The sequence below is a fragment of the Devosia equisanguinis genome, from assembly GCF_900631955.1.
Taxonomy (GTDB): domain Bacteria; phylum Pseudomonadota; class Alphaproteobacteria; order Rhizobiales; family Devosiaceae; genus Devosia; species Devosia equisanguinis.
The window spans coordinates 1-22,653 of sequence record NZ_UZWD01000043.1; the positions used below are offsets into that span (position 1 = coordinate 1).

Sequence of the window (22,653 nt, forward strand, 5' to 3'; positions counted from 1 at the left end):
GGCCTTTTCTCTTCAAATCTCTCCAGTGGAGAGATTTGAAGAGAAAAGGCCGGGGTGGGGTCGTTTAGCGATCCACTGATGGACCCCTCCCTCAATTCCCTCCCTCAAGGGGGAGGGAGGCGAAAGAGCCAAGAGTCCACCTCAAGTTGAAATGATCTAGAAGGCCATTTGAGCTACGCTCGAATGGCCTGGGAATGAGGGAGGGGGTCCTCACCCCAACCGCGATGCCACCCCTCCCCCTCCTTCAGGGGGAGGCTGGGTGGGGGTTCCGCAGGCCCAGCAAACTCCCAATGGCAAACGGTTTCCCGGATGGTCCCCCCGCTTCAAAGGCTTTCGCAAGCCTGCCCCTCACCGCACCGCTCTCGGGCTCAACTCGGGGGCCTGTCAGCGCGCCACAACCACAGCATCGCGCCTCAGCGCCGGACATGCCCTCGCAGCACCGCCAGCACCTCATCCGCCGGGTCCTGCCGTCCGTAATCCGCCTCGCCCGCCTGCATCAGCGTATAAAGCTCGGCAAATGCCGCCACCTGCGCTTGCCGTACCTGCTGATCCCGCACCAGAGCGAACGCAGCCCCTCCGACCGCCTCCGCGCTCAGCGATTGCGAAACCATTTCGGGCACCGCCTCGCGGCCGAGAATGATATTGGGCAGCGACACCTGCGGCCGCCCGATCTGCTCATAGACCCGCGCCTGCGGCCCATCGAGCGCGTAGATCACCAGCATTGGCACGCGGGCGAGAGCCAGCTCCAGCGTCACCGTGCCGGAGACGCAGATGGCCGCCACGGCCTGACCATAGAGCGCCTTGCGTTCGGCCCGCCGATCCTCGATGCGCACCGGCACCGGCCAGTTGGCCACCGCCTTCTCGAGCCGCCCGCGGAGCGCCGGCAATGTCGGGATCACCAGTTCAGTCACCGCCGCCTCCGCCAATAGAGAAGGCGCAATCGCCGCGAGCAAAGGCAGATGTCGACGTAACTCGCCCTTGCGGCTGCCCGGCAGCAGAACGAGCGGCCCCTGTTTCGGCGCCGTCTCGGTCAGCAGCGCCTCTCCGAGCGCCGGATGGCCGACATAGCGTGTCGGCGGCCCGCCAAGACGCTGCATCACCGCAGGCTCGAAGGGCAAGACCGCCAGCGTCGCATCGAACAACGGCCGCAGCTTGGCCGCGCGCTCGGGATGGCGCGCCCATACGGAAGGGGCAACGTAGAGGATGATCGGACCAGAATAGCCCTTGGCCCGCAAGCGTGCTGCCAATAGACGCGAAAAATCCTGCGCGTCGACCAGAACCACCATGTCCGGCTGGCTGCGCAGGATGGCACGCGCCGCCTGGCCGATGCGCCACAACAGTTTCGGCAGGTTGAGGATCACGTCGGTGACGCCCATCACCGCCAGGTCCGACATCGGGAACAGCGGCACCAGTCCCTGCCCGATCAACTCGTCACCGCCAACACCGGACAGCGCCACATCAACCTTCTGGCGCAGGCGTCCGACCAGATCTGCAGCGATCCGGTCGCCGGATGGTTCACCGGCAAGAATGAAGAGACGAAGACTCTCCCTCATGCCACCTCCGCGGCGTTCAGAATCCGTTCATTTAGCGGTCAGACTCGTGCCCGTTCTTGGGAAGCAGGATCGGCCGGTCACCGCCATCGGCGATGAACTGCACCACGTCCTGCACCAGCGCATCGTCCTTGAACAGCGCCGCCGCATCCTCGACGCGCTCGCGCAACGTGCCCTCGCTGGCAAAAATCTGCCGATAAGCGGCTCGCAGGCGATGGATAGCCTCGCGATCGAACTTGCGACGCTTGAGTCCCACCAGGTTAAGTCCAGTCAGCACCGCGCGATTTCCGACTGCCATGCCATAAGGAATGACGTCGCCATCGACCATGGACTGCGCGCCGATAAAGGCATGCGAGCCGATGCGGGTAAACTGGTGAATGACGCAGGTACCGCCGAAAATGACGTTGTCACCCACATGAACATGGCCGGCAATGCCAACATAATTGGCCATGACCACATTATTGCCGATGATTGCATCATGCGCCACATGTGCATTGGCCATGATCAGGCAGTCATTCCCAACCTTGGTCAGCATTCCGCCGCCCTCGGTTCCAGGATTGATTGTCACCGCCTCACGAATAGTGCAGCGCTCGCCGATTTCGAGGCGCGAATTCTCGCCATGATACTTTAGATCTTGCGGCTCATGACCGATAGACGCAAACGGAAAGATGCGCGATCCGGCGCCAATCGTGGTGTTGCCGTCGATCACGGCATGCGACACCAGCTCGACATTGTCGCCCAGAACCACGTTCTTTCCGACCATGCTATAGGGCCCGATGCGGACCCCACGGCCCAGCGTCGCGCCCTCGGCAACGATCGCCGTCGGGTGAACGACGGGCTCGGTCACGAATCCGCCCCGACAATCATGGCGGTGATCTCGGCCTCGGCGACCACCTTGCCATCGACAATCGCCTTGGCCTCGTACCGGCCCACATTGCGCCGGCGGTGCATCTTGGTGATGTGGAATTCCAGCCGATCACCAGGCCCTGCAGGCTTGCGGAAGCGAGCATTGTCCACGCCCAGCATCATGACGATCTTCTTGCCGTTCGCATTGCCGTCATGCTTGATGACGATGGCGCCGGCCGTCTGCGCCATGCCCTCGATGATCAGCACGCCTGGGAAGATTGGATTTCCCGGGAAGTGTCCCTGAAAGATCGGCTCGTTGAAGGTGATGTTCTTGATTCCAACGGCAGATTCGTCGCCGTTGATATCAATGATCTTGTCGATCATTAGGAACGGATACCGATGCGGCAAAGCCTCAAGGATTTCCGCAATGCTCATCGCATCGAGTTCAGTGGCTTCGGTGACGGTATCGTTCATCCCCGCTTGTCCCCCTTAGACAATTTGCGCATCACGGCGATCTCTCGCCAAAAATCTCTTATATCCTGCGCCGGTGCCCCGGCAAGTTTCGAACCGGCGGGCCAGTTCTTGGTCACCGCCGCGCGCCCATGTACGACGGAACCGGCGCCAATGGTGACATGACCCGATGTCCCCACGCCGCCGCCCATAAGCACCCCATCCTCGACAATGGTAGAGCCCGAAAGCCCGCTCATCGCCGCGATAAGGCAGTTTCGACCGATCCGGCAATTGTGCCCGATCTGCACGAGATTATCGATCTTGGTGCCGTCGCCAATGACGGTGTCACCCAAGGCACCGCGGTCGATAGTACTGTTGGCGCCAACCTCGACACGATCCTGGATGATTACCCGGCCCAGCTGCGGAATCTTGCGGTTAGAGCTGCCGAAATCGAGCCAACCAAAGCCTTCCGTGCCAATGCGGGCGCCGGAATGCAACACCACGTCATTGCCGATATGAGCACAGTCGATCGTGCAATTGGCGGCAATTGTGCAATTGCGCCCGATGGTTACGCCTGCACCGATGACCGTATTGGCGCCGATGATGGTACCGCGCCCAATCTCCACACCGGCACCGATCACCACATTGGAGCCAATGGTAACGTCGCGCTCGAAAATCGGCGCACCCAGATCATCACGACCAGCCGCAATGATCGAGCGCGTACTGGACGGATAGAGGAAATCGAGGACATCGGCGAAGGCATTGTGGGCCTTGTCGACAGCGACACCGACCGTTCCGGCAGGCACGACATCGCGCAGCGCCCCGGAAACGAAGACAGCGCCGGCATTCGTGCGGCGCAGCTCCTCGATATAGCTGGTGTGAGCGGCCAGGGCGAGATCATTGGGGCCAGCCAGATCCAATTCGGCAACGCCGGAAATGATCAGCTCGGCCTCGGAGCCATCAACCAACCCAGGAAGGCCGATCTGCTCCAGCAGGGCTCCGAGGGCAACGGGGCCCGCAAAGCGGTGAAAACGGGTATCGACCATGGTGCCACTTAAATAACGAGAGCCGCGGCGCTACCGCCCCGCGGCTCTTCAAACTCTGTCACGCGCCTTGCACTAGAGCAAGGTGGAGATGGTGAACTGGAACACCTGCGTCCGGTCGTCGGTGGACTTGTTCAGCACATGCGCCACGTCGCCGCGGAGCGGGCCGAACGGCGAGTCCCAGATGAGCGAAGCACCCACCGAGGTACGCCACGGCTGGTCCACGGATCCGGCCGAAACGCCAACCGGAGCAGCAGCGCCGGTATTGATGTTCGGCAGGTTCGAACCGTCGATCCAAGCCGCATCGGCCCAGATAGCGCCGCTCAGGCCGTAGCTTTCCGGCAGGCCGGGGATCGGAAACTCGATTTCGGCCGACACGCCAGCATACATGGTGGCGCCAAGATATTCGCCACTGGTCAGGCGCGGACCAATACCACGCGGCTGGAAGCCGCGGATCAGCTGCGAACCAGGGGTGAAAGCCTCGACGGCATGCACACCGGTATTGTTCATGCTGTTGACGACACCAGCCTGACCGCGAACGCTGGCCACGATGCCGCTGTCGTCGAGGAGCGGCATGAAGTAGCGTGCGCGCGCCTCGGTCTTCAGCAGGTTGTGGTCCCAACCGATATACTGCTGGGAGAACGTCGCATAGAGACCCTCGGTCGGGTTCTTGACGCTATCGACGCCATTCCAGACCAGGTTGTAACCGATGAATGCCTTGTTGAATTCCTGCTTGTCGGTAACCAGCGAAGACCTATACTGCGGATTGTCCTTGGTATCGGAGATGATCTTGCGCTCGTAACCAGCGAAGAGCCCAGCATTCAGCGTGCTGGTGATCGGAACGCCCAGGCGCACCTGGCCGCCAGTCACCTGCGAACCGTAGAAGGTCGTGGTCGTCTCGTCATAGATGCGGTGATACGCGTCCACGCCAGCCGACACCTTCATGCCCATAAAGCGAGGCTCGGTGAACGAGAAATCGAAAGTACGGCCAGACTGCGTCGCGCCGATGGCAGCACGCAAATACTGGCCACGCCCGAGGAAATTGCGCTCGGTGAGCGACACTTCACCCAGAATACCGTCGACCGTCGAATAACCGGCAGTCGCACCATATTCACCGGTCGAGGTCTCGGTCACATTGACGTTGAGCACGACCTTGTCGGGCGAAGATCCCGGAGCGGTGGAAATTTCCACCTTCGAGAAGAAGCCAAGTGCTTCGACCTTGCTGCGGCCACGGATAACCATGGAGCGGTTGAACGGGTCGCCTTCGCCGAATTCGAATTCGCGACGAATGACGAAGTCACGCGTCTTGGTATTGCCGGTGATATTGATGCGTTCAACATAGACGCGAGCGCCTTCATCTACCAGGTAGGTGATGTTGAACGTGCCGGTCGCGACATCACGATCCAGACGAGCGCGGACGTCAGCGAAGGAATAACCCTGCGCCGTGGCTTCGTAAGCCATGTCTTCCAGCGTCTTCTGCAGATCGGCAACCGAGTAACGACCACCCTGCCCGGTCTTCACCGTGCCCTTGAGCACATTGGTATTGAGACCGTTGATGCTGGTTTCGATATTGACGTTGCCAAATTCGTAGGGCTGGCCTTCATTCACCGTGAAATTGATGAAGTAGGCATTGCGCGAGGCATCATACTCGGCAACCGAGTTTACCTGCGCATCGGGATAGCCGCGATTGGCGTAGTAGAGACGGATACGCTCGCGATCAACCGCCAGCTTCTGCTCGTCATAGGTATCGTCGCGGAGCAACCAGCTGAGAACGCCAGTTTCCTTGGTGAGCATGGCGCCCTTGAGACTGCCGGCACCAATCGCGTTATTGCCAGTGAAGTTGATCGCCGCAATGCCTGCGCGCTCGCCCTCATTGACCTGGAAAACCACTCGCACGCGACCATCGGCAGTTGCCTCGGTCCGCGCCGTCACACCGACGGACATGAAGCCATCGCGGTCGTAAGCCTGACGGATGCTTTCGATATCAGCAGCCAGTCGCTGCTGCGAGAACACCCCGGACGAACTCAGATCGACCATTGCCAGCAATTGCTTGTCGGAGAAGCGACGATTGCCCTCGAACAAGACAGAACCGACCAATTGCTCCTGAGCGTAGGCACTTACGACACCGAAAACCGGCACACCGCCTGCGACCAGGGGTGCAGCCCCCATAAGGGCAATCGCGGAAACCGCTCCACGCATCAGCTTGGTGGGGTTGATCATATTGTTATTGCCTTCTGCGACCTGCCCAGGGAATCGCGAACACACCGCTCCCCCAAGCCAACTCCATTGAAGTGTTTTACTGTTTTTTTAACCAGGGACAAGGCGTTCATCCCGACGCGGTTAGTAATTCATTGGCGATCTGGCATTCGTGCAACACCTTGCGAACCAAGGTTAATGGCGGGTTACCGCAGAATTCCAAAGTACGAGAACACCGTATCGTTGAATACGGTGAACACCATCAGCGCCAAGACCAGGGCAAAGCCGAAGCGATACCCTATTTCCTGTACCCGCATGCTGAGCGGGCGACCACGAACGGCCTCAACGAGATAGTACATTAGGTGGCCGCCGTCGAGCATCGGCACCGGCAAAAGATTGAATATACCGATATTTAGGGAGAGCAGCGCCATGAGGTTGATCAGGGCGACAATCCCCAGCGTTGCCACTTCCCCGGAAACCTTGGCCACTTTCACCGGACCGCCCAGCTGCTCGACGTCCCCGCGTCCCACAAAGAAGTCTCCGAGGAACGCAGCCGTCCGCTGGATGATGAAGCGAATCTCCTCGAAGGTCATGCCGATCGCTTCCACCGGACCCGGCCGGTAGAGCGTGATGTCGGTATCATCGACATTGCGCGTCACCCCGATACGGCCGATGCGCTGCAAATTGCCAAACCGATCTTCGACCTGCACGGCTTCGGGCGTCAGAGTCAGTGTTTGCTCGGCACCATTGCGAACCAGGTCAACCACCACTTCGCGCGAGGGGCTGGTCGCTACATAGCGCTGAAAATCCTCGAAGCCGCGGACTGCGTAGCCATCAACCGATACGATCGTGTCGCCCGCCTGCAGCCCTGCCTCTTCGGCCACCGAACCGGCGATCACCTCGCCGACTACCGGCGGAATGGTGTAGCGCCCATAGCCAAGGAGCAGCGCATAGAGGATGAAGAAAGTCAGCAGAATATTGGCGATGGGACCGGCCGCTACGATGGCGATGCGCTGCCACACCGACTTGTTGACGAAAAGGCGCGGCGCCAGTTCTGGCGGCAGGTTCTGCGTCGCCTCAAGATCCGGCATACTGGCCGCATTCATATCGCCGACGAAGCGAACATAGCCACCCAGGGGAATCGCCGAGATACGCCAGCGCGTGCCGTGCTTGTCGTTCCAGCCGACAAGCTCCCGCCCAAAACCAACCGAAAAGGTTTGAATGGCCACGCCATTCCATCGTGCCACTAGATAGTGCCCCATCTCGTGTACGAACACGATGACGGTCAGGACAGCCAGGAACGGAACGACGTAGGACAGGAGCCAGAAGGCAAAATCAAACATGGGTCTTCCAAGCTCTGCACATCACCCGCTGGGCGCACGTGCTACCAATATAGCAGGCCCTCGGCGATCGCTCCGAATCCGGCATGCAGACTGCCCACGATCACAACGAAGATGACGCCGAATGTAAGGCTGTCGAGACGGTCCATGAGACCGCCATGGCCGGGAATGATATCGCCGCTATCCTTGATGCGGAAATGACGTTTCAGCGCGCTTTCGGCCAGATCACCCGATTGGCCCAGCACGCTGATGACGGCGGACAGTAAAAGACCGATCCAGATCGGAGAATCGGTGACCAGGAGCCAGACCACCAGGCCCGCGCCGGTACCGAGCGCCAGCCCTCCGAGGGCTCCCGACCAGGTCTTTGACGGCGAAATCTCTGGCGCCAGCTTTTCGCCACCGATCTGCCGGCCGGTGAAGAAGGCCGCCGAATCCGTCATCCAGATCACCGTACCGAGATAGACGCCTGCCCAGATACCAACCGTGCCTTCCCCGCGCATCATCAGGATGAGAAGGATCAGGCCGCCGAACAACCCGAGGCCGGCAAACCGCCAGACCAGAAGCTTTCGGTCCATGAACAGCGCCACCACACAGGCCACGAGGATAGTTGCAACGGCCCCCAACACGCCAAACAGCGGATAGGCCAGACCGGACAGCGCCACGAGACCGATCAGCACCATGCCCATGGGTGTCAGCGGCGCGCGGGAAATCATCGTTTCCCACTCCCGATAGACGCCGCCATAAACCGCGCCCACCACCGCCGCGAAGAGGTAGCTGCCGATGTAAAGCGCCGTAGCGGTCAGCGCGATGAGCACCAGAGCCGAAATGAGCCGCGGTCCGACATCTGCCCAGTTACGGCGAGTCACTGTTTTCTCGGGAGGGGGACCGTCCGGCATGCTCACGACCCTGTCGCGCCTATGCCGCCAAAGCGTCTGTCCCGCAACGAGAAGGCCTCGAGCACGCGCAGGAAGCTGGCTTCGTTGAAATCGGGCCAATGCTCGTCAACGAACACGAATTCGGAATATGCCGCCTGCCAGAGCAGGAAGTTGGAGAGCCGCTGCTCGCCGCTGGTCCGGATGATCAGATCGGGATCCGGCATGCCTTCGGTGAACAGCGAACGGGCGATGGCAGCTTCGTCGATTGCGTCCGGGTCCAGTCGCCCCGCGGCCACTTCATGCGCCAGCTGACGCGCAGCAGCTGCGAGCTCGGCCCGGCCTCCATAATTGAACGCAACCACCAGCGTCAGCCCGGTATTTCCGGCAGTCTTGGCTTCGACATCGTCGATGAGCCGCACCAGGGAGGGGTCGAGCCCCTCGCGCGTGCCGATGATCCGCACCTTGACATTGTTGCGGATCAATCGCTGCAGATCGGAAGCGACGAAGCGCCGCAAAAGATTGAAAATGAAGGAAATCTCGTCAGGAGGACGCGACCAGTTCTCGGAGGAGAAGCTGAATACGGTCAGGTACGAGACGCCGTAAGTGATGCAAAGCTCGACCATGCCGCGCAGGGCACCAACGCCCTGCACATGCCCTTCGGTGCGCCGCTTGCCGCGCGCCTTGGCCCAGCGTCCATTGCCATCCATGATTACGCCGAGATGCACCGGAATGCGCAATCCCGACGCCATCCGCGGTGTCATGCTGGCGGCCGGTTCCCCTGCCATCGACGCCCTCCCGGCGTGGATCAGCCGGTCCTTAGACCTGCATGATCTCCTGTTCCTTCTGTGCCACGATCGTATCGATCTCGGCGACGGCATCATCGGTGGCCTTCTGCACCAGATCCGACTGCTTCTTGGCGTCGTCCTGGCTCATGTCGCCGTCTTTCTCAGCCTTTTTCAAGGCATCCATGCCGTCACGGCGAATGTGGCGCACGGCCACACGAGCCTGCTCTGCATAGTTATGGGCGACCTTGGCCAGCTCCTTGCGGCGCTGCTCATTGAGCTCGGGCAGCGGCACGCGGATAACCTGGCCCTCGCCCATCGGGTTGAGGCCGAGGCCGCTATCGCGGATGGCCTTTTCGACGGCATTGGCCATGGAGCGATCCCAGACCTGCACCGACAGCATGCGCGGCTCGGGGACGGTGACCGTGGCAACCTGGTTGAGCGGCATGCGCGAACCATAGGCTTCGACGACCACCGGCTCCAGCAGGCTGGCGCTGGCCCGGCCCGTGCGCAGGCCGCCAAGCTCGTCTTTCAACGACGCGACGGTCTTCTGCATGCGGGTCTTGAGTTCCTTGAGATCGTAGTTGGCCATTGCCTGCTTCCTTCCAGTCCCTCGTCGGGCGTCGCAGAAACTGACACCCAACCTAAACTTGTTATCTTTCCGGCTGACTAATAGTGCCGAATTTTTGGTGCCTGTCAGGCATCCTTGCCGACGCGCGTGGAAAGGCCCCTGCCTTCCAGAACGCCGGAAAGCCCTGCCTGATCGTCCAGGGCATATACAATTATCGGCATGGAGTTGTCGCGGGCAAGCGCGAAGGCCGCCGTATCCATGACCTTGAGATTATCGGAGATGACCTTGTCATAGCCGATGCTGGAATAGCGCACCGCATCGGGATTGGTCTTGGGGTCTGCGGAATAGACACCGTCGACCTTGGTACCCTTGAGCACCACATCGCACTCCAGCTCGATGGCGCGCAGGGTAGCGGCCGTATCGGTGGTAAAAAACGGATTGCCGGTGCCGCCACCAAGCACAACGACAAACCCTTCTTCGAGAGCCTGCTTTGCATCGCGCGCCGTGAAGGTATCGGCCACAGACGGCATTGTCGCGGCGCTGAAGGGCTTGGACTTCATGCCCTGGCGGCTGATGGCATTGGAAAGGGCGAGGGCATTGATCATCGTGCCCAGCATGCCCATGAGATCGGCGGTAACGCGATCAGTACCATCGGCAGCGCCGGCCATGCCGCGGAAAATATTGCCGCCACCGACGACAATAGCCACTTGCGTTCCGCCGCGCGCCACATCGGCGATCTGCTTGGCGACACCCTGGAGAAAGGGTGGCTCGATGCCGAAGGAATTGTCTCCCGCCAGCGCCTCGCCCGAAACCTTGAGCAATATGCGCTTATAGGCAGACGACATTGGCGGACCTCTCGACATGTATGAGTACGGCCACCGAATCCAGCGGGGACCCGGCCGACCCTAGTGCAAAAACGCCCCACAAAGAAGGCGAAGTTGCGGATGATGAAGTTTAGGCTACAGAAATCTCGATCCGGAAATCTGCGATCCGGAGAGGAGCGGGTGGGCCATGGCCCACCCGAAACGGGTCTTACTTGACGCCTGCAGTGGCAGCGACTTCAGCCGCAAAGTCGGTCTCGACCTTTTCGATGCCTTCGCCCAGGGCAAAGCGCACGAACTTGGTCAGCTTTACCGGCGCGCCGACTTCCTTTTCGGCATTCTTGATGGCGTCGCCCACGCGGGTCTCGCCGTCGATCACGAACACCTGGCTGAGCAGCGTGACTTCTTCGAAGTACTTGCGCATGCGGCCTTCGACCATCTTCTCGGCGATGTCGGCGGACTTGCCGCTTTCCTTGACCTGCTCAAGAATGATGGCGCGCTCACGGGCAACCACTTCCTGGTCCAGCTCTTCGGGAGCAATGGCCTGCGGCTGCGCGGCAGCGATGTGCATGGCCAGCTGCTTGCCGAGTGCCGACAGGGCAGCCTTGTCACCAGTGGATTCGAGCGCGACCAGGATACCGATCTTGCCCATGCCCGCCTTGACGGCATTGTGGATATAGCTTTCCACCACGCCATCGGCAACGGTCACGGTCTGCGTACGGCGCAGGTTCATGTTCTCGCCGATCTTGGCGATAGCCTCGGTCAGTTCAGCCGAAACCGAGTGGCCGGTACCCGGGTACGGCATTTCGCCCAGCTTGACGACATCGCCATCGGCGTCGAGCGCCAGCTTGGCAATGTTGCCGACGATGGTCTGGAACTGCTCGTTGCGGGCGACGAAGTCGGTTTCGGAATTGACTTCAACGACGGCGGCCTTGGTGCCGGCAGTGGCAACGCCAACCAGACCTTCGGCAGCAACGCGATCTGCTTTCTTGGCAGCCTTGGCGAGGCCGCGCGTGCGCAGCCAGTCGACTGCAGCTTCCATGTCGCCATTGGTTTCAGCGAGGGCCTTCTTGCAGTCCATCATGCCGACGCCAGTCGACTCGCGGAGCTGCTTAACCATTGCGGCAGTGATTTCCATGGTTCACCTCTTGGCGGCCCCTCGCGGGGCTGCAATGTTCAATTGGGTTTGGCCCGAATGTCCGGGCCACGGAACGCTTTCGGGAAAGGTGGAGACCACCTTTCCCATTATCAAGCGCAACTAGACGAAGATCAGTTGACGGCGGCTTCCGCGTCGGAAGGCAGATCTTCAGCCGGAGTCTCCGCGCCGGCACCGAGATCGGCACCCAGAGCGCTCGACGAACGGCCGATGCCGTCAATGGCGGCGCGCGAGATCAGCGAGACATAGAGCTCGAGAGCGCGGCTGGCGTCGTCATTGCCCGGAATGGCGTAGTCGACGGTGTCCGGATCGCAGTTGGTATCGACGATGGCCACCACCGGGATGCCCAGACGACGGGCTTCCTTGATCGCGTTGGCTTCCTTGTTGGTGTCGATTACGAACAGGAGGCTCGGCAGGTTGCCCATGTCCTTGATGCCGCCCAGGTCGCGCTCAAGACGCTCCTGCTCGCGGGACATCATCAGGCGTTCCTTCTTGGTGCGCAGCGCCAGGTCGGCATCGCTCATAGACTCGAGCTCACGCAGGCGTGCGATCGAGTTGGAGATGGTCTGCCAGTTGGTCAGCGTGCCGCCGAGCCAACGCGAGTTCACGTAGTACTGAGCGGACTGCTTGGCAGCATCGGCAACCAGCGGAGCGGCCTGGCGCTTGGTACCAACGAACAGCACGCGGCCGCCATCGGCAACGGTGTCGGATACGAGCTGCAGAGCGCGGCTCAGGGCCGGGACGGTCTGCGACAGGTCGAGAATGTGGATATCGTTGCGCACGCCGAAGATGTAGCGTTCCATCTTCGGGTTCCAGCGGTGCTTCTGGTGGCCGAAATGGACGCCTGCTTCGAGAAGCTGACGCATGGAGAATTCTGGCAGTGCCATGATGGGCTGCTCCTTTACCGGTTTATGCCGCCACGAAGCCTTGCGACGATGCTCGTCACCGGATGGATTTCTGAACGACAGAAAGCCTGCTTCGTGTGTGTGATTGCGCCGGATCACGCCGAACGCGTGCGCCATATAGGCGAACAATGGCCCCGACGCAACCCACCTGCACCACTTCGAACTGGACGAATTTCACGGAATCGTCAGGGAACAAAGCGCTTTGGCCACGATTGACTATGCATAGACCCGCGCCTGGCACGCGGGGACAAGGGTGAAAACCCCTGAGCGGGAGAGGAAGGGCCAAGGCTCGCCTCTTCCGCGTTGTTATGTGATGCGCTCACGCGAACCGAACATCCATCACGCCATCGAGCGCTTTGATCCCGCCGGCTACCTCGGCGGTCAGCTGGTATTTTCCAGGCAATTCCAGCTCGTACTCTCGAGCGCCGCCATCCCGGATCACCACGAAACTGACGGTGCCATTACCGCCGCGCTTGAGCTGCGCACTGGTCGGCTCCAATGCTTTGGCGTCGGCCATGAAGACGGTCATCTGCCGATCCACGCGCTCAGCCATGCCCTCGATGGGCTTGGCCGAAACCAGACGCAGGCTGATACCTTCCGCCCGCTCGTCAGCACCGACCTCCAGGATCACCGAATTGCCCGGCTGCAGAATTGCGCCGAACTCGTTGATCTGCTCGGAGAAGGCAATGCATTCGAACGTGCCGCTCTGATCCGAGAGCGACAGGATCATCATCGGCGTGCCTTTTCGCGTTCGCCGATCATTGCGCCCAGAAATCGTGCCGGCGAGACGACCGGCACCCGCCCCATCCTTCACAGCCCGCTCGAAGTCGCTCCAGCGCTGCACCCGCAATTTTTCGAAAAGATCGGCATAGGCATCGAGCGGGTGCGCCGAAAGATGGAAGCCGATGGCGGCCAGTTCGCGATCCGCCCGCTCGGTCGAGCTCCAGGCCGGCACGCCGGATGGCAGCCTGAACGGCTCAGGCTCGGCGCTAGCGAACATGTTCCATTGGCCTTCATTACGCTCCGAGGTCAGCGCCTGCGCCGTGCCGATCACCGACTCGACCGCTGCAAAGGCAACTTCCCGACGCGGCACCAAGCCATCGAAGGCCCCGGCATTGACCAGTGTCTCCAGCGTCCGCTTGTTGAGGACCCGCGGGTCGACCCGACGTGCGAAATCGCCGAGATCCTTGAACGGCTCGTTGCCTCGTACCTCGACGATGTGTTCCGCCATCGCCCGGCCCACGCCCTTCACCGCCGAAAGCCCGTAATGGATGCGGTCTTCCTTGACGGAGAACACCACTTCCGAGCGATTGACGCAGGGCGGCACCACTTCAATACCCTTTTTGCCCGCTTCGCGACGGAAGTCGCTGAGTTTGTCGGTCTGCGCCATGTCGAGCGTCATCGAAGCGGCATAGAATTCGTGCGGAAAGTGCTCCTTGAGATAAGCGGTCTGGTAGGAGACCCAGGCATAGGCCGCCGCGTGGCTCTTGTTGAAGCCGTAATTGGCGAACTTTGCGAGCAGGTCGAAGATTTCGTCGGCGAGGGTTTCGCTCACCCCCTGCGGCCCTGAGCCTTCGCGGAATCGGACGCGCTGGGCATCCATTTCCGCCTTGATTTTCTTACCCATGGCGCGGCGCAACATGTCCGCCTCGCCCAGCGAGTAGCCGGACAGAAGCTGGGCGATCTGCATCACCTGCTCCTGGTAGACGATGATGCCATAGGTCTCGTCCAGCACCGTCGACAGCGCCGGATGCGGATAGCTCACCTCTTCGGTGCCATGCTTGCGATTGATGAAGCTCGGGATATTGTCCATCGGGCCAGGCCGATAGAGCGCGTTCATGGCGATAAGGTCTTCGATACGGTCGGGCTTGAGCTCCATCAGAGCCCGGCGCATGCCCGCCGATTCAAACTGGAAAATGCCGTAGGTATCGCCCCGGGCGTAGAGCTTGTAAGTGGCGGCGTCTTCAATCGGAATGGCGTCGATATCGAGGTTGATCCCGCGATTAGCCACCATCTCAACGGCATAGCGGATCGTCGTCAGCGTCTTGAGGCCTAGGAAGTCGAACTTCACCAGGCCTGCCGGTTCCACCCATTTAAGGTTGTACTGCGTAACCGGCATTTCCGAGCGCGGATCGCGGTAGAGCGGCAGCAGTTTTTGCAGTGGACGGTCGCCGATCACGATGCCCGCGGCGTGGGTCGAGGCGTGGCGGAAGAGCCCCTCGAGAGCCTGAGCAATCTCCACCAGTTGGCCGACGGTCTCGTCCTCGTCCGCCATCTGCTTGAACTGCGGCACCTCCTTCATGGTCCGTTCGATGGACCAGGGATCGGCCGGATTGGCGGGCACGAGCTTGCAGATGCGATCCACCTGCCCATAGGGCATCTGCAGAACGCGACCGACGTCGCGCAACACGGCGCGCGCCTGCAGCGTTCCGAAGGTGATGATCTGCGCCACCTGTTCGGCGCCATACTTCTTCTGGACGTAGTCGATGACCTCTTCACGACGATCCTGGCAGAAGTCGATATCGAAGTCGGGCATCGACACGCGTTCCGGATTGAGGAAGCGTTCGAACAGCAGATTGTAGCGCAGCGGATCGAGGTCGGTGATGGTCGTGGCATAGGCCACGAGCGAACCGGCACCAGAACCGCGCCCCGGTCCCACCGGGATGCCATGAGCCTTTGACCACTGAATAAAATCAGCAACAATAAGGAAATAGCCAGGGAACTTCATCTTTTCGATGATAGAAAGCTCGAAAGCCAGCCGTTCCCTGTACTCGGCTTCTGTCTTGCCCGGCGCGATGCCAGTCGTTGCCAGGCGCGCATTAAGACCGGTCTCGGCCATCTCGCGCAATGCCAATGCTTCGGCCGCAACAACAGCATCTTCGGTGTCGTGTGACCCGGCAGCGAACTTGGGCAGGATCGGGCCCCGCGTCCTCGGACGGAAGGCGATGCGCTGCGCAATCTCGATGGTGGAATCAAGCGCCTCGGGCAGATCGGCGAACAGCTCGATCATTTCGGCCCGGGTCTTGAAATAATACTGGTCGTTGAGCTTGCGCCGCTCGGTCTGTGCCAGCACGGTGCCGCCGGCGATCGCCAGCAGCGCGTCATGCGCCTCGAATTCCTTGGCCGTCTTAAAAAACGGCTCATTGGCCGCGACCAGCGGGATACCCTTGCGATAGGCGTAGTCGATGAGGCGGGGCTCAACAACCGCCTCTTGCGGCCGACCATGCCGCTGCAACTCAATATAGAGGCGATCATCGAAGAGCTCGGCCAAGCGGTCGAGCCGGCGGATGGCGTTGGCGTCCTGCCCTTGCGCGAAGGCCATATCGATGGCGCCCTCGGGACCACCTGAGAGGCAGATCACTCCCGCCAGGCCTTCGCGGGACAGCCAATCCAGCTTGACACGCGCCAACCCGTCTTCGCCTTCGAGATAGGCGCGTGACACCAGGCCGGAGAGATTGGCAAACCCCTCCTCCGACTGCGCCATCAAGACGACACTGGACTTGCCCGTCCAGGCCACGTGCCCGCGCTCACTGACGCGTTCTTCGGCAGCAGCGAAGTCGAAGGGCAGTTCCACCCCGATCAGAGGCTGGATGCCCTTCTTGGTCGCCTTTTCGGAAAACTCCAACGCGCCAAACAGATTGCCGGTATCGGCGATTCCGATCGCCGGCTGGGCATCGGCCGCTGCCAGCTTCAGAATGGTTTCGAGCTGCAGAGCGCCTTCGAGCAGAGAGAAGGCAGAATGGACATGTAGGTGAATATAGCCGGGGCCGCGCATAAGCATCTCCTGGCCGGAACATGGGCTCCTGGCGAGCCAGGGTCAAACCTTTCTCGGCCCACAATCCACAAGTGATCACGCCAAATGCGTGATGAGGTCCATCCAGGTGAGCGAGCCGATAGTGAACGCACCCAGCGTGACGAAAGCGGCGAAGTCCTTGATGAAATCGAGCATTCTTGCCTCCTGTGTTTCTGTATTGTTCTTATGCGTTCTATTTTTGTTCACGTCTAGACGGGAACAGCGGTGAAACCGGGGACAGGGGTTAACTGGTTAGGAAAGCGTTAGGACAGGTTGTTGGTCGTTAAGATTCGGCGCTGTGCGGCCCCCGGCGCGCGCTCGACGAAATTGGGATCGTGAGGGGCCGTGGAAACCGCAAAGCAGAACACCGCCCCCTTTCAGGCGCGGTGCCAAACTGCAGGTCCGGATCGACGATGCGGCCGCCACTTTGAGACGCTAGGCATTCTTCACGAACCCTAGAGGGTGTGTGGAACCACCAGACCATTACGGATCGTGACGATCCGATCCGCGCGTCGCGCGAGGTCATAATTATGCGTCGCGATAAGCGCAGCGGCGCCTTCATTGCGGATGAGGCTCTTGAGGGCCTCAAACACGCGGTCGCTCGTCTCCGGGTCGAGATTGCCGGTCGGCTCATCAGCGAGAATGACACGCGGATGATTGGCGGCGGCGCGGGCGATAGCGACACGCTGCTGCTCCCCACCGGACAGTTCAGCGGGGCGATGGGTGGCGCGCGGAGCGACACCCAAGAGGTCCAGCAGTTCCATGGCCCTGCCCTCCGCCGGCTTTTGCGTCTGACCGGCGATCAATTGCGGCATCACCACGTTTTCGAGCGCGGTAAATTCGGGCAGCAGATGATGGAATTGATAGACATAGCCAACCGTCGAGCGCCGTAATTGGGTGCGTGCGCGATCGCCCATCTGGCTGGTTTTTTGCCCGACAATTTCGATCTCGCCCGATTGCGGCGATTCCAGCAGACCGCACAAATGCAGCAATGTGGATTTGCCTGCGCCTGATGGCGCGACGAGGGCAACCATCTCACCACTGTCGACGGTCAGATTGGCAGATTCGAGCACGCGCACGATGCGCTCGCCTTCGCCATAATGCCGGTGGACGTCCTGCAGCAGCAGATGCGGCTTACTCATAGCGCAGGGCCTCCACCGGGTCATATTGGGCCGCACGCCAGGCCGGGTAAATGGTGGCCAGGAAGCTCAGTCCCAGTGCCATGCACACCACCACCGTCACCTCCACCGGATCGGTGCGGCTGGGCAGAGACGACAGGAAAAACACCTCTGGAGGGAACAGCGTCACCCCGAGGAAATCGGAGATTGCCGCGCGGATGGTTTCGGCGTTGGCCGCCACGATCAGGCCGATCACCGTGCCGGCAAGCGTGCCGATGACGCCGATCGTCGTGCCGGTGATCGAGAAGATGCGCATGATTGACCCGCGGGTCGCACCCATAGTGCGTAGCACAGCGATATCAGCGCCCTTGTCCTTCACCAGCATGATGAGGCTGGAGATGATGTTGAACGCCGCCACCAGGATGATCATCGAGAGGATAGTGAACATCACGACACGCTCGACCTGCAGCGCCGAGAAGAAGGTCTCGTTGCGCTGTTGCCAACTGGTCAGGATCATTGGCCGCAGATTGGGCATGGCCTCAATCCGCTCGCGCATCATGTTGACCGAGTCGGGATTGTCGATGAACACTTCTACGCCGCTGGCGCGCGGCACCCGGTCATAGGCGGCGTCGATTTCAGCGTCGCTCGCCATGATATCGAGCGGCGCCTGGCCAGGCTTCAGCACGTCATCGATGAGCTTGAAGTAATCCTGCGCAGGCTCGAGCGGCATGAAGATGTAGAAACTGTCGAACTCGACCATGCCCAGATTGTAGATGGCATTGACCGGATAGGACCGGATCTGTGGCGTCGAGCCGAAGGGCGTCATCGCCCCATCGGGATTGATCAACTGGACCTGGTCGCCGATGCCGACACCCAGGGTCTGCGCAAGGCGGTAGCCAATGGCCACCCCGGTGCTGTCGTCCCAGCTGTCGAACCCGCCCTGCTCAGCCGAATTGTAGAGCAGATCGAGTTTCTTGAGATTTGCCTCGTCCATGCCGCGGACAGTGGCCCCGGTCGAACTGCCCCGGCCGGACGCCAGAACCTGACCTTCGACGAAATAGACAGCAAACTTGACGCCATCGACCTGTTCGAGCGCCGACACAGTTTCCTTATAGTCGGTGAACTGGCTCTCGATGGGATAGCCGGTGAAATGACCGTTGAGCCCCAGAATCTTGTCGAGGAGCTCGCCGCGGAAACCGTTCATCACCGACATGACGACGATGAGCGTCGCCACGCCGATGGCCACACCAACCATGGTGAGGCTGGCGATGACCGATATAAAGGCTTCCTTGCGTCTGGCGCGTAAATAGCGCCCAGCAATCATCCATTCGAAACGGGCGAAAGGCCCGGTGCTCCGGCCGCCCGCTGCTTGCTGTGCGCTCTCGGTCAAATGTCGTTCATCCGCTGGGGTTCGATCAGGGCCCGCAGGCGTGCAACCGCCTCGGACAGCGGCAGCGTCTCCCGCTCACCACTTTTGCGATGCTTGATCTCGACTTCGCCGGATTTAAGGCCACGCGGCCCCAAAATCAGCTGATAGGGAATGCCTACGAGATCGGCGGTGGCAAACTTGCTGCCAGCCGGCTGGTCGCGATCGTCATAGAGCAGGTCAATACCGGCCGCGGAAAGTTCCGCATAGAGAGCATCGCATGCAGCATCAGTGTCGGCATCGCCGGCCTTGAGGTTGATCAGCACGGCTTCGAAGGGCGCCACGGATACCGGCCAGACAATACCGTTTTCATCATGGCTGGCCTCGATGATCGCCGGGACCACGCGGGTCAGGCCGATGCCATAGGAGCCCATATGCACCACGGTTTCCTTGCCATCCTGCCCGGTGACGCTGGCCTTCATCGGCTCCGAATATTTGGTGCCGAAATAGAAGATGTGCCCCACCTCGATACCGCGCGCCGACACCCGCTTGTCCGCGGGAACTGCGGCTTCATACTCGGCCTGGTCCACCATCTCTTCGGTGGCAGCGTAGAGCGACGTCCAATCGTTGAAGATCGGCTTGAGATCCCCCCGGAAATCTACATCCTTGGACGGGATCGGCTTGTCGAGCAGGTCGCGATGACAGAACACCTGGCTTTCGCCCGTTTCCGCAAGGATGATCCATTCATGGCTGAGGTCGCCACCGATGGGGCCGGTATCGGCGCGCATCGGAATGGCGGTCAGACCCATGCGGGCATAGGTGCGCAGATAGGCCACGAACATTCGCTCATAGGCGGCGACAGCACGATCCTTGTCGAGATCGAAGGAATAGGCATCCTTCATCAGGAATTCTCTGGAGCGCATGGTCCCGAACCGCGGACGCACCTCGTCGCGGAACTTCCACTGAATGTGATAAAGGTTCAGCGGCAGGTCCTTGTAGGACTTCACATAGGTGCGGAAGATGTCGGTGATCATCTCTTCATTGGTCGGGCCGTAGAGGAATTCGCGCTCGTGGCGATCCTCGATGCGCAGCATTTCCTTGCCATAAGCGTCATAGCGCCCTGACTCGCGCCAAAGGTCGGCCGACTGGATGGTCGGCATCAGCAATTCAATCGCGCCGGAGCGGTTCTGCTCCTCTTCGATGATCTTCTGCACCTTCATCAGCACTTTGTAGCCAAGCGGCAGCCAGGAATAGAGACCGGACGCCTGCTGACGGATCATGCCTGCACGCAGCATCAGCCGGTGCGAAACGATCTCTGCCTCCTTGGGCACGTCGCGCAGCACCGGCAGGAAATAGCGGGAAAGGCGCATGGGAACTCCGAAACTCGTGCTCGACTCGTAGAATTTGCTCGTGCCCACTCAAATCCTAACCGTCCATTCGATGCAAGCATGCAAGCTATGCAGAATCTACTTGGCAGACCCCAAAACTGTTGTTAGGTTCCCTCGCAATAAAGCAAAGGCGGTCTAAACCGCCGGACGTCGACAACGTCAAGGGAGGAGCGTTGGCTGCCGCTTTGTAGCGTGCCTAAGACCAGCGTATTGTCGAACAAACTCAATTCAGCAGGGCCTTAGTGCCCTGCTTTTTTGTTTGATTTCAAACAATTGTGGCTAAATTCGCGTTCGAAGCATGAGAATGCCGAACAAGGCACCACGGCACTATGACCAGCGGCCTCATACCAACGATCTATGTAGGTTTTGCGACAGACATCGAAGGCCGTCGCCTCAGGCCGTCAAAACAACTTTTGAGGTCCAGCGGAGCGAAAATCGCTCAACGATTCCAGTAAGCGTGCAGCGTCTCGTTCGACAGACCCCACAGGAGCAGGCCTGTGAACACAATGGAGAGACCGGTGGTCAAGAGTATCTTCCTGACCAGATGTGGCTTCAGCGGCGCGCCGGGATCGCTGCCCGCGACCACTTCCACGCCCGCCTCATGATGGCTGCGCGCGCCAATGGGTAATACGGCGACAAAGGTGAGCCACCAGACCACGAAGTAAACAGCGATGATCGAACCGTATTGCATGACTTGTCCTAGCCCAGAAGGCGACCGGCGCGAAAGAAGCCAACTTGTCGCGCCGGATGCAATTAAACGCGATGGACGAAGACGCTCACATTCGGCTTGCGGCCCCAGAAAGCATTGACTTCACCGCGAATGGCCTTGAACAGCGCCGAGTTCAGCACCTCGGTGTCGCTGCGGCGCTTCGGCGGCATGGACTTGATCACCCCGGCAACCGTCTGCTCGACCAGTTCGACCACGGACTCATCCTCGGTCTCAGGCAAGCCTTCAACGACGAGATCGGGCCCAGCAACAACATGGCCGCTGGAATTGACGCAGAGGCTCACCACGATCATGCCGCCGAAGGACAGGCGGCGCCGTCCCTTGACACCACTTTCTTCGGGCGTGCACAGCACGAGGCCATCCAGATAGAGTTCACCGGTCCGCACCTCGGCCGGATAGGCCATCGGTTCAGGGAAAAGACGCACCAGGTCGCCATTGCGCGCCTCGCAGACGTCGGGAATGCCTTCCTGTCGGCCGAGCTTGGCATGGGCGTCGAGATGCATCGCTTCGCCATGCACCGGCACCAGCACCTGCGGCTTCACCCAGGAATAGAGCTTGCGCAATTCGTCACGGCGCGGATGGCCGGTGACGTGGACCAAGGCGTCGTTCTGAGTGATTACCTCGACGCCCTTGTCGATCAGCAGGTTCTGGATATCGATGACTTCGCGCTCATTGCCAGGAATGGCCCATGAGGAGAAGATCATCCGATCGCCGGCATTGAGATCGATCACCGGGTGATCGCCGCGAGCAATGCGGGCAATGGCGGCCCGCGCCTCGCCCTGGCTGCCCGTGCAGACCAGCACGCACTTGTTGCGTGGGATAGACTTGTAGGCGTCCTGGTCATGGACCTGCGGCAGGCCCTCAAGCATGCCCAGCTCCTTGGCAATACCCATGATGCGGTGCAGCGAGCGCCCGGACATCACCACCTGCCGGCCGGCCTGATGCGCGGCCCGCACGATCGAGACGACGCGGCCGACATTGGAGGCAAAGGTGGTCACGGCAACGCGATTGGGGGCCTCGGCGATCAGCGCGGCCAGATTGGCGCCGACATCGGCTTCGCTCGGGCTTTCGCCGTCCTTGAGCGCATTGGTCGAGTCGCAAATCAGGGCCAGTGGCAGGCTGGTATCGGCACCGATGGCCTGAAAGCGGGCAACATCCGTGGGTGCATTGAGCACCGGAGTGGGATCGAGCTTCCAGTCACCGGTATGCAGCGCCCGCCCAACCGGCGTGGTAATAAGCAGGCTGTTAGATTCTGGAATTGAGTGGGCGACGTTGATCGCCTCGATTGTGAACGGACCGACCGTGAACGGCTTGCCTGGCTGCATGATGGTAATGTCGACATTTTCGACAATACCGTCCCCTGCCCGCTTTGCGGCCAGCATGGCAGCGGTGAATGGCGTCGCATAGACCGGCTTGTCAAACACCGGCCACAAATCAAGCACGGCACCATAATGGTCTTCGTGGCTGTGCGTCAGGATAAGGGCCAGCACGTCGTCGGCGTTTTCTTCGAGGAACTCCGGATTGGCCATGATCAGCTCAATGCCCGGCAGGTCCGGCCCGCCAAAGCTGACGCCGCAATCCACCACGATCCATTTGCGCGACCGCTCCGGACCAAAGCCGTAGGCGGCCATGTTCATGCCGATTTCGCCAACGCCGCCAAGCGGCACGAAGACGAGTTCATCCCTTTGGTTCTGAGCCATGGGTCGTTATGTCCTATCTGTCGGCG

The 22,653-nt window shown here is 60.7% G+C and carries 18 protein-coding genes; all 18 read right to left on the reverse strand.

Annotated elements, in window-relative coordinates:
- Positions 1-413 precede the first annotated feature (413 nt).
- The 18 genes from DEVEQU_RS17205 to DEVEQU_RS17290 all read right to left on the reverse strand — a co-directional run bounded on the left by DEVEQU_RS17205 (position 414) and on the right by DEVEQU_RS17290 (position 22,627).
- Positions 414-1,553 (reverse strand): lipid-A-disaccharide synthase, encoded by a 1,140-nt coding sequence (locus DEVEQU_RS17205; RefSeq protein WP_126151836.1) that lies wholly within the window; start codon positions 1,551-1,553, stop codon positions 414-416.
- Positions 1,554-1,584: 31 nt separating this feature from the next.
- A complete protein-coding gene (gene lpxA / locus DEVEQU_RS17210) occupies positions 1,585-2,397 on the reverse strand; it encodes an acyl-ACP--UDP-N-acetylglucosamine O-acyltransferase (RefSeq protein ID WP_126151837.1) in 813 nt (270 codons plus the stop codon).
- Positions 2,394-2,870, reverse strand: a complete 477-nt coding sequence (gene fabZ / locus DEVEQU_RS17215; RefSeq protein WP_164550468.1) for a 3-hydroxyacyl-ACP dehydratase FabZ — start codon at positions 2,868-2,870, stop codon at positions 2,394-2,396. The genes lpxA and fabZ overlap by 4 nt, the downstream gene beginning before the upstream one ends.
- A complete protein-coding gene (gene lpxD / locus DEVEQU_RS17220) occupies positions 2,867-3,892 on the reverse strand; it encodes a UDP-3-O-(3-hydroxymyristoyl)glucosamine N-acyltransferase (RefSeq protein ID WP_126151838.1) in 1,026 nt (341 codons plus the stop codon). Before lpxD ends, fabZ begins: the two co-directional genes overlap by 4 nt.
- A 72-nt stretch (positions 3,893-3,964) precedes the next feature.
- A complete protein-coding gene (bamA, locus tag DEVEQU_RS17225; protein WP_126151839.1) occupies positions 3,965-6,109 on the reverse strand; it encodes an outer membrane protein assembly factor BamA in 2,145 nt (714 codons plus the stop codon).
- 182 nt (positions 6,110-6,291) lie between these two features.
- The gene (rseP, locus tag DEVEQU_RS17230) at positions 6,292-7,428 is read right to left on the reverse strand and encodes an RIP metalloprotease RseP (RefSeq protein ID WP_126151840.1); all 1,137 of its coding nucleotides are present in this window, start codon (positions 7,426-7,428) and stop codon (positions 6,292-6,294) included.
- Between the two features lie 41 nt (positions 7,429-7,469).
- Positions 7,470-8,291: a phosphatidate cytidylyltransferase gene (locus DEVEQU_RS17235; protein WP_164550469.1), complete on the reverse strand. Its 822-nt coding sequence runs from the start codon at positions 8,289-8,291 to the stop codon at positions 7,470-7,472.
- A 32-nt stretch (positions 8,292-8,323) separates the two neighbouring features.
- Positions 8,324-9,085 carry an isoprenyl transferase gene (locus DEVEQU_RS17240; protein WP_126151842.1) on the reverse strand — a complete coding sequence of 254 codons (762 nt, stop codon included), beginning with the start codon at positions 9,083-9,085 and terminating at the stop codon, positions 8,324-8,326.
- A 31-nt stretch (positions 9,086-9,116) separates the two neighbouring features.
- Entirely contained in the window at positions 9,117-9,674 is a 558-nt protein-coding gene (gene frr, locus DEVEQU_RS17245) for a ribosome recycling factor (RefSeq protein ID WP_126151843.1), read from the reverse strand.
- Between the two features lie 104 nt (positions 9,675-9,778).
- A complete protein-coding gene (gene pyrH / locus DEVEQU_RS17250; protein WP_223214281.1) occupies positions 9,779-10,498 on the reverse strand; it encodes a UMP kinase in 720 nt (239 codons plus the stop codon).
- A gap of 187 nt (positions 10,499-10,685) precedes the next feature.
- Positions 10,686-11,612, reverse strand: a complete 927-nt coding sequence (gene tsf, locus DEVEQU_RS17255; protein ID WP_126151845.1) for a translation elongation factor Ts — start codon at positions 11,610-11,612, stop codon at positions 10,686-10,688.
- 131 nt (positions 11,613-11,743) lie between these two features.
- A complete protein-coding gene (rpsB, locus tag DEVEQU_RS17260; protein WP_126151846.1) occupies positions 11,744-12,517 on the reverse strand; it encodes a 30S ribosomal protein S2 in 774 nt (257 codons plus the stop codon).
- Positions 12,518-12,854: 337 nt separating this feature from the next.
- Positions 12,855-16,310, reverse strand: coding sequence for a DNA polymerase III subunit alpha (gene dnaE, locus DEVEQU_RS17265; protein WP_126151847.1), 3,456 nt, complete (start codon positions 16,308-16,310; stop codon positions 12,855-12,857).
- 473 nt (positions 16,311-16,783) lie between these two features.
- On the reverse strand, positions 16,784-17,470 hold the full coding sequence (locus DEVEQU_RS17270; protein ID WP_126151848.1) for an ABC transporter ATP-binding protein: 687 nt from the start codon (positions 17,468-17,470) through the stop codon (positions 16,784-16,786).
- Complete coding sequence (locus tag DEVEQU_RS17275) at positions 17,463-18,770, reverse strand: ABC transporter permease (RefSeq protein WP_126151895.1); 1,308 nt, start codon at positions 18,768-18,770, stop codon at positions 17,463-17,465. Before DEVEQU_RS17275 ends, DEVEQU_RS17270 begins: the two co-directional genes overlap by 8 nt.
- Before the next feature lie 62 nt (positions 18,771-18,832).
- On the reverse strand, positions 18,833-20,182 hold the full coding sequence (proS, locus tag DEVEQU_RS17280) for a proline--tRNA ligase (protein WP_126151849.1): 1,350 nt from the start codon (positions 20,180-20,182) through the stop codon (positions 18,833-18,835).
- 457 nt (positions 20,183-20,639) lie between these two features.
- Entirely contained in the window at positions 20,640-20,891 is a 252-nt protein-coding gene (locus DEVEQU_RS17285) for a DUF1467 family protein (RefSeq protein WP_126151850.1), read from the reverse strand.
- A 62-nt stretch (positions 20,892-20,953) separates the two neighbouring features.
- Positions 20,954-22,627 carry a ribonuclease J gene (locus DEVEQU_RS17290; RefSeq protein WP_126151851.1) on the reverse strand — a complete coding sequence of 558 codons (1,674 nt, stop codon included), beginning with the start codon at positions 22,625-22,627 and terminating at the stop codon, positions 20,954-20,956.
- Between the last annotated feature and the right edge of the window lie 26 nt (positions 22,628-22,653).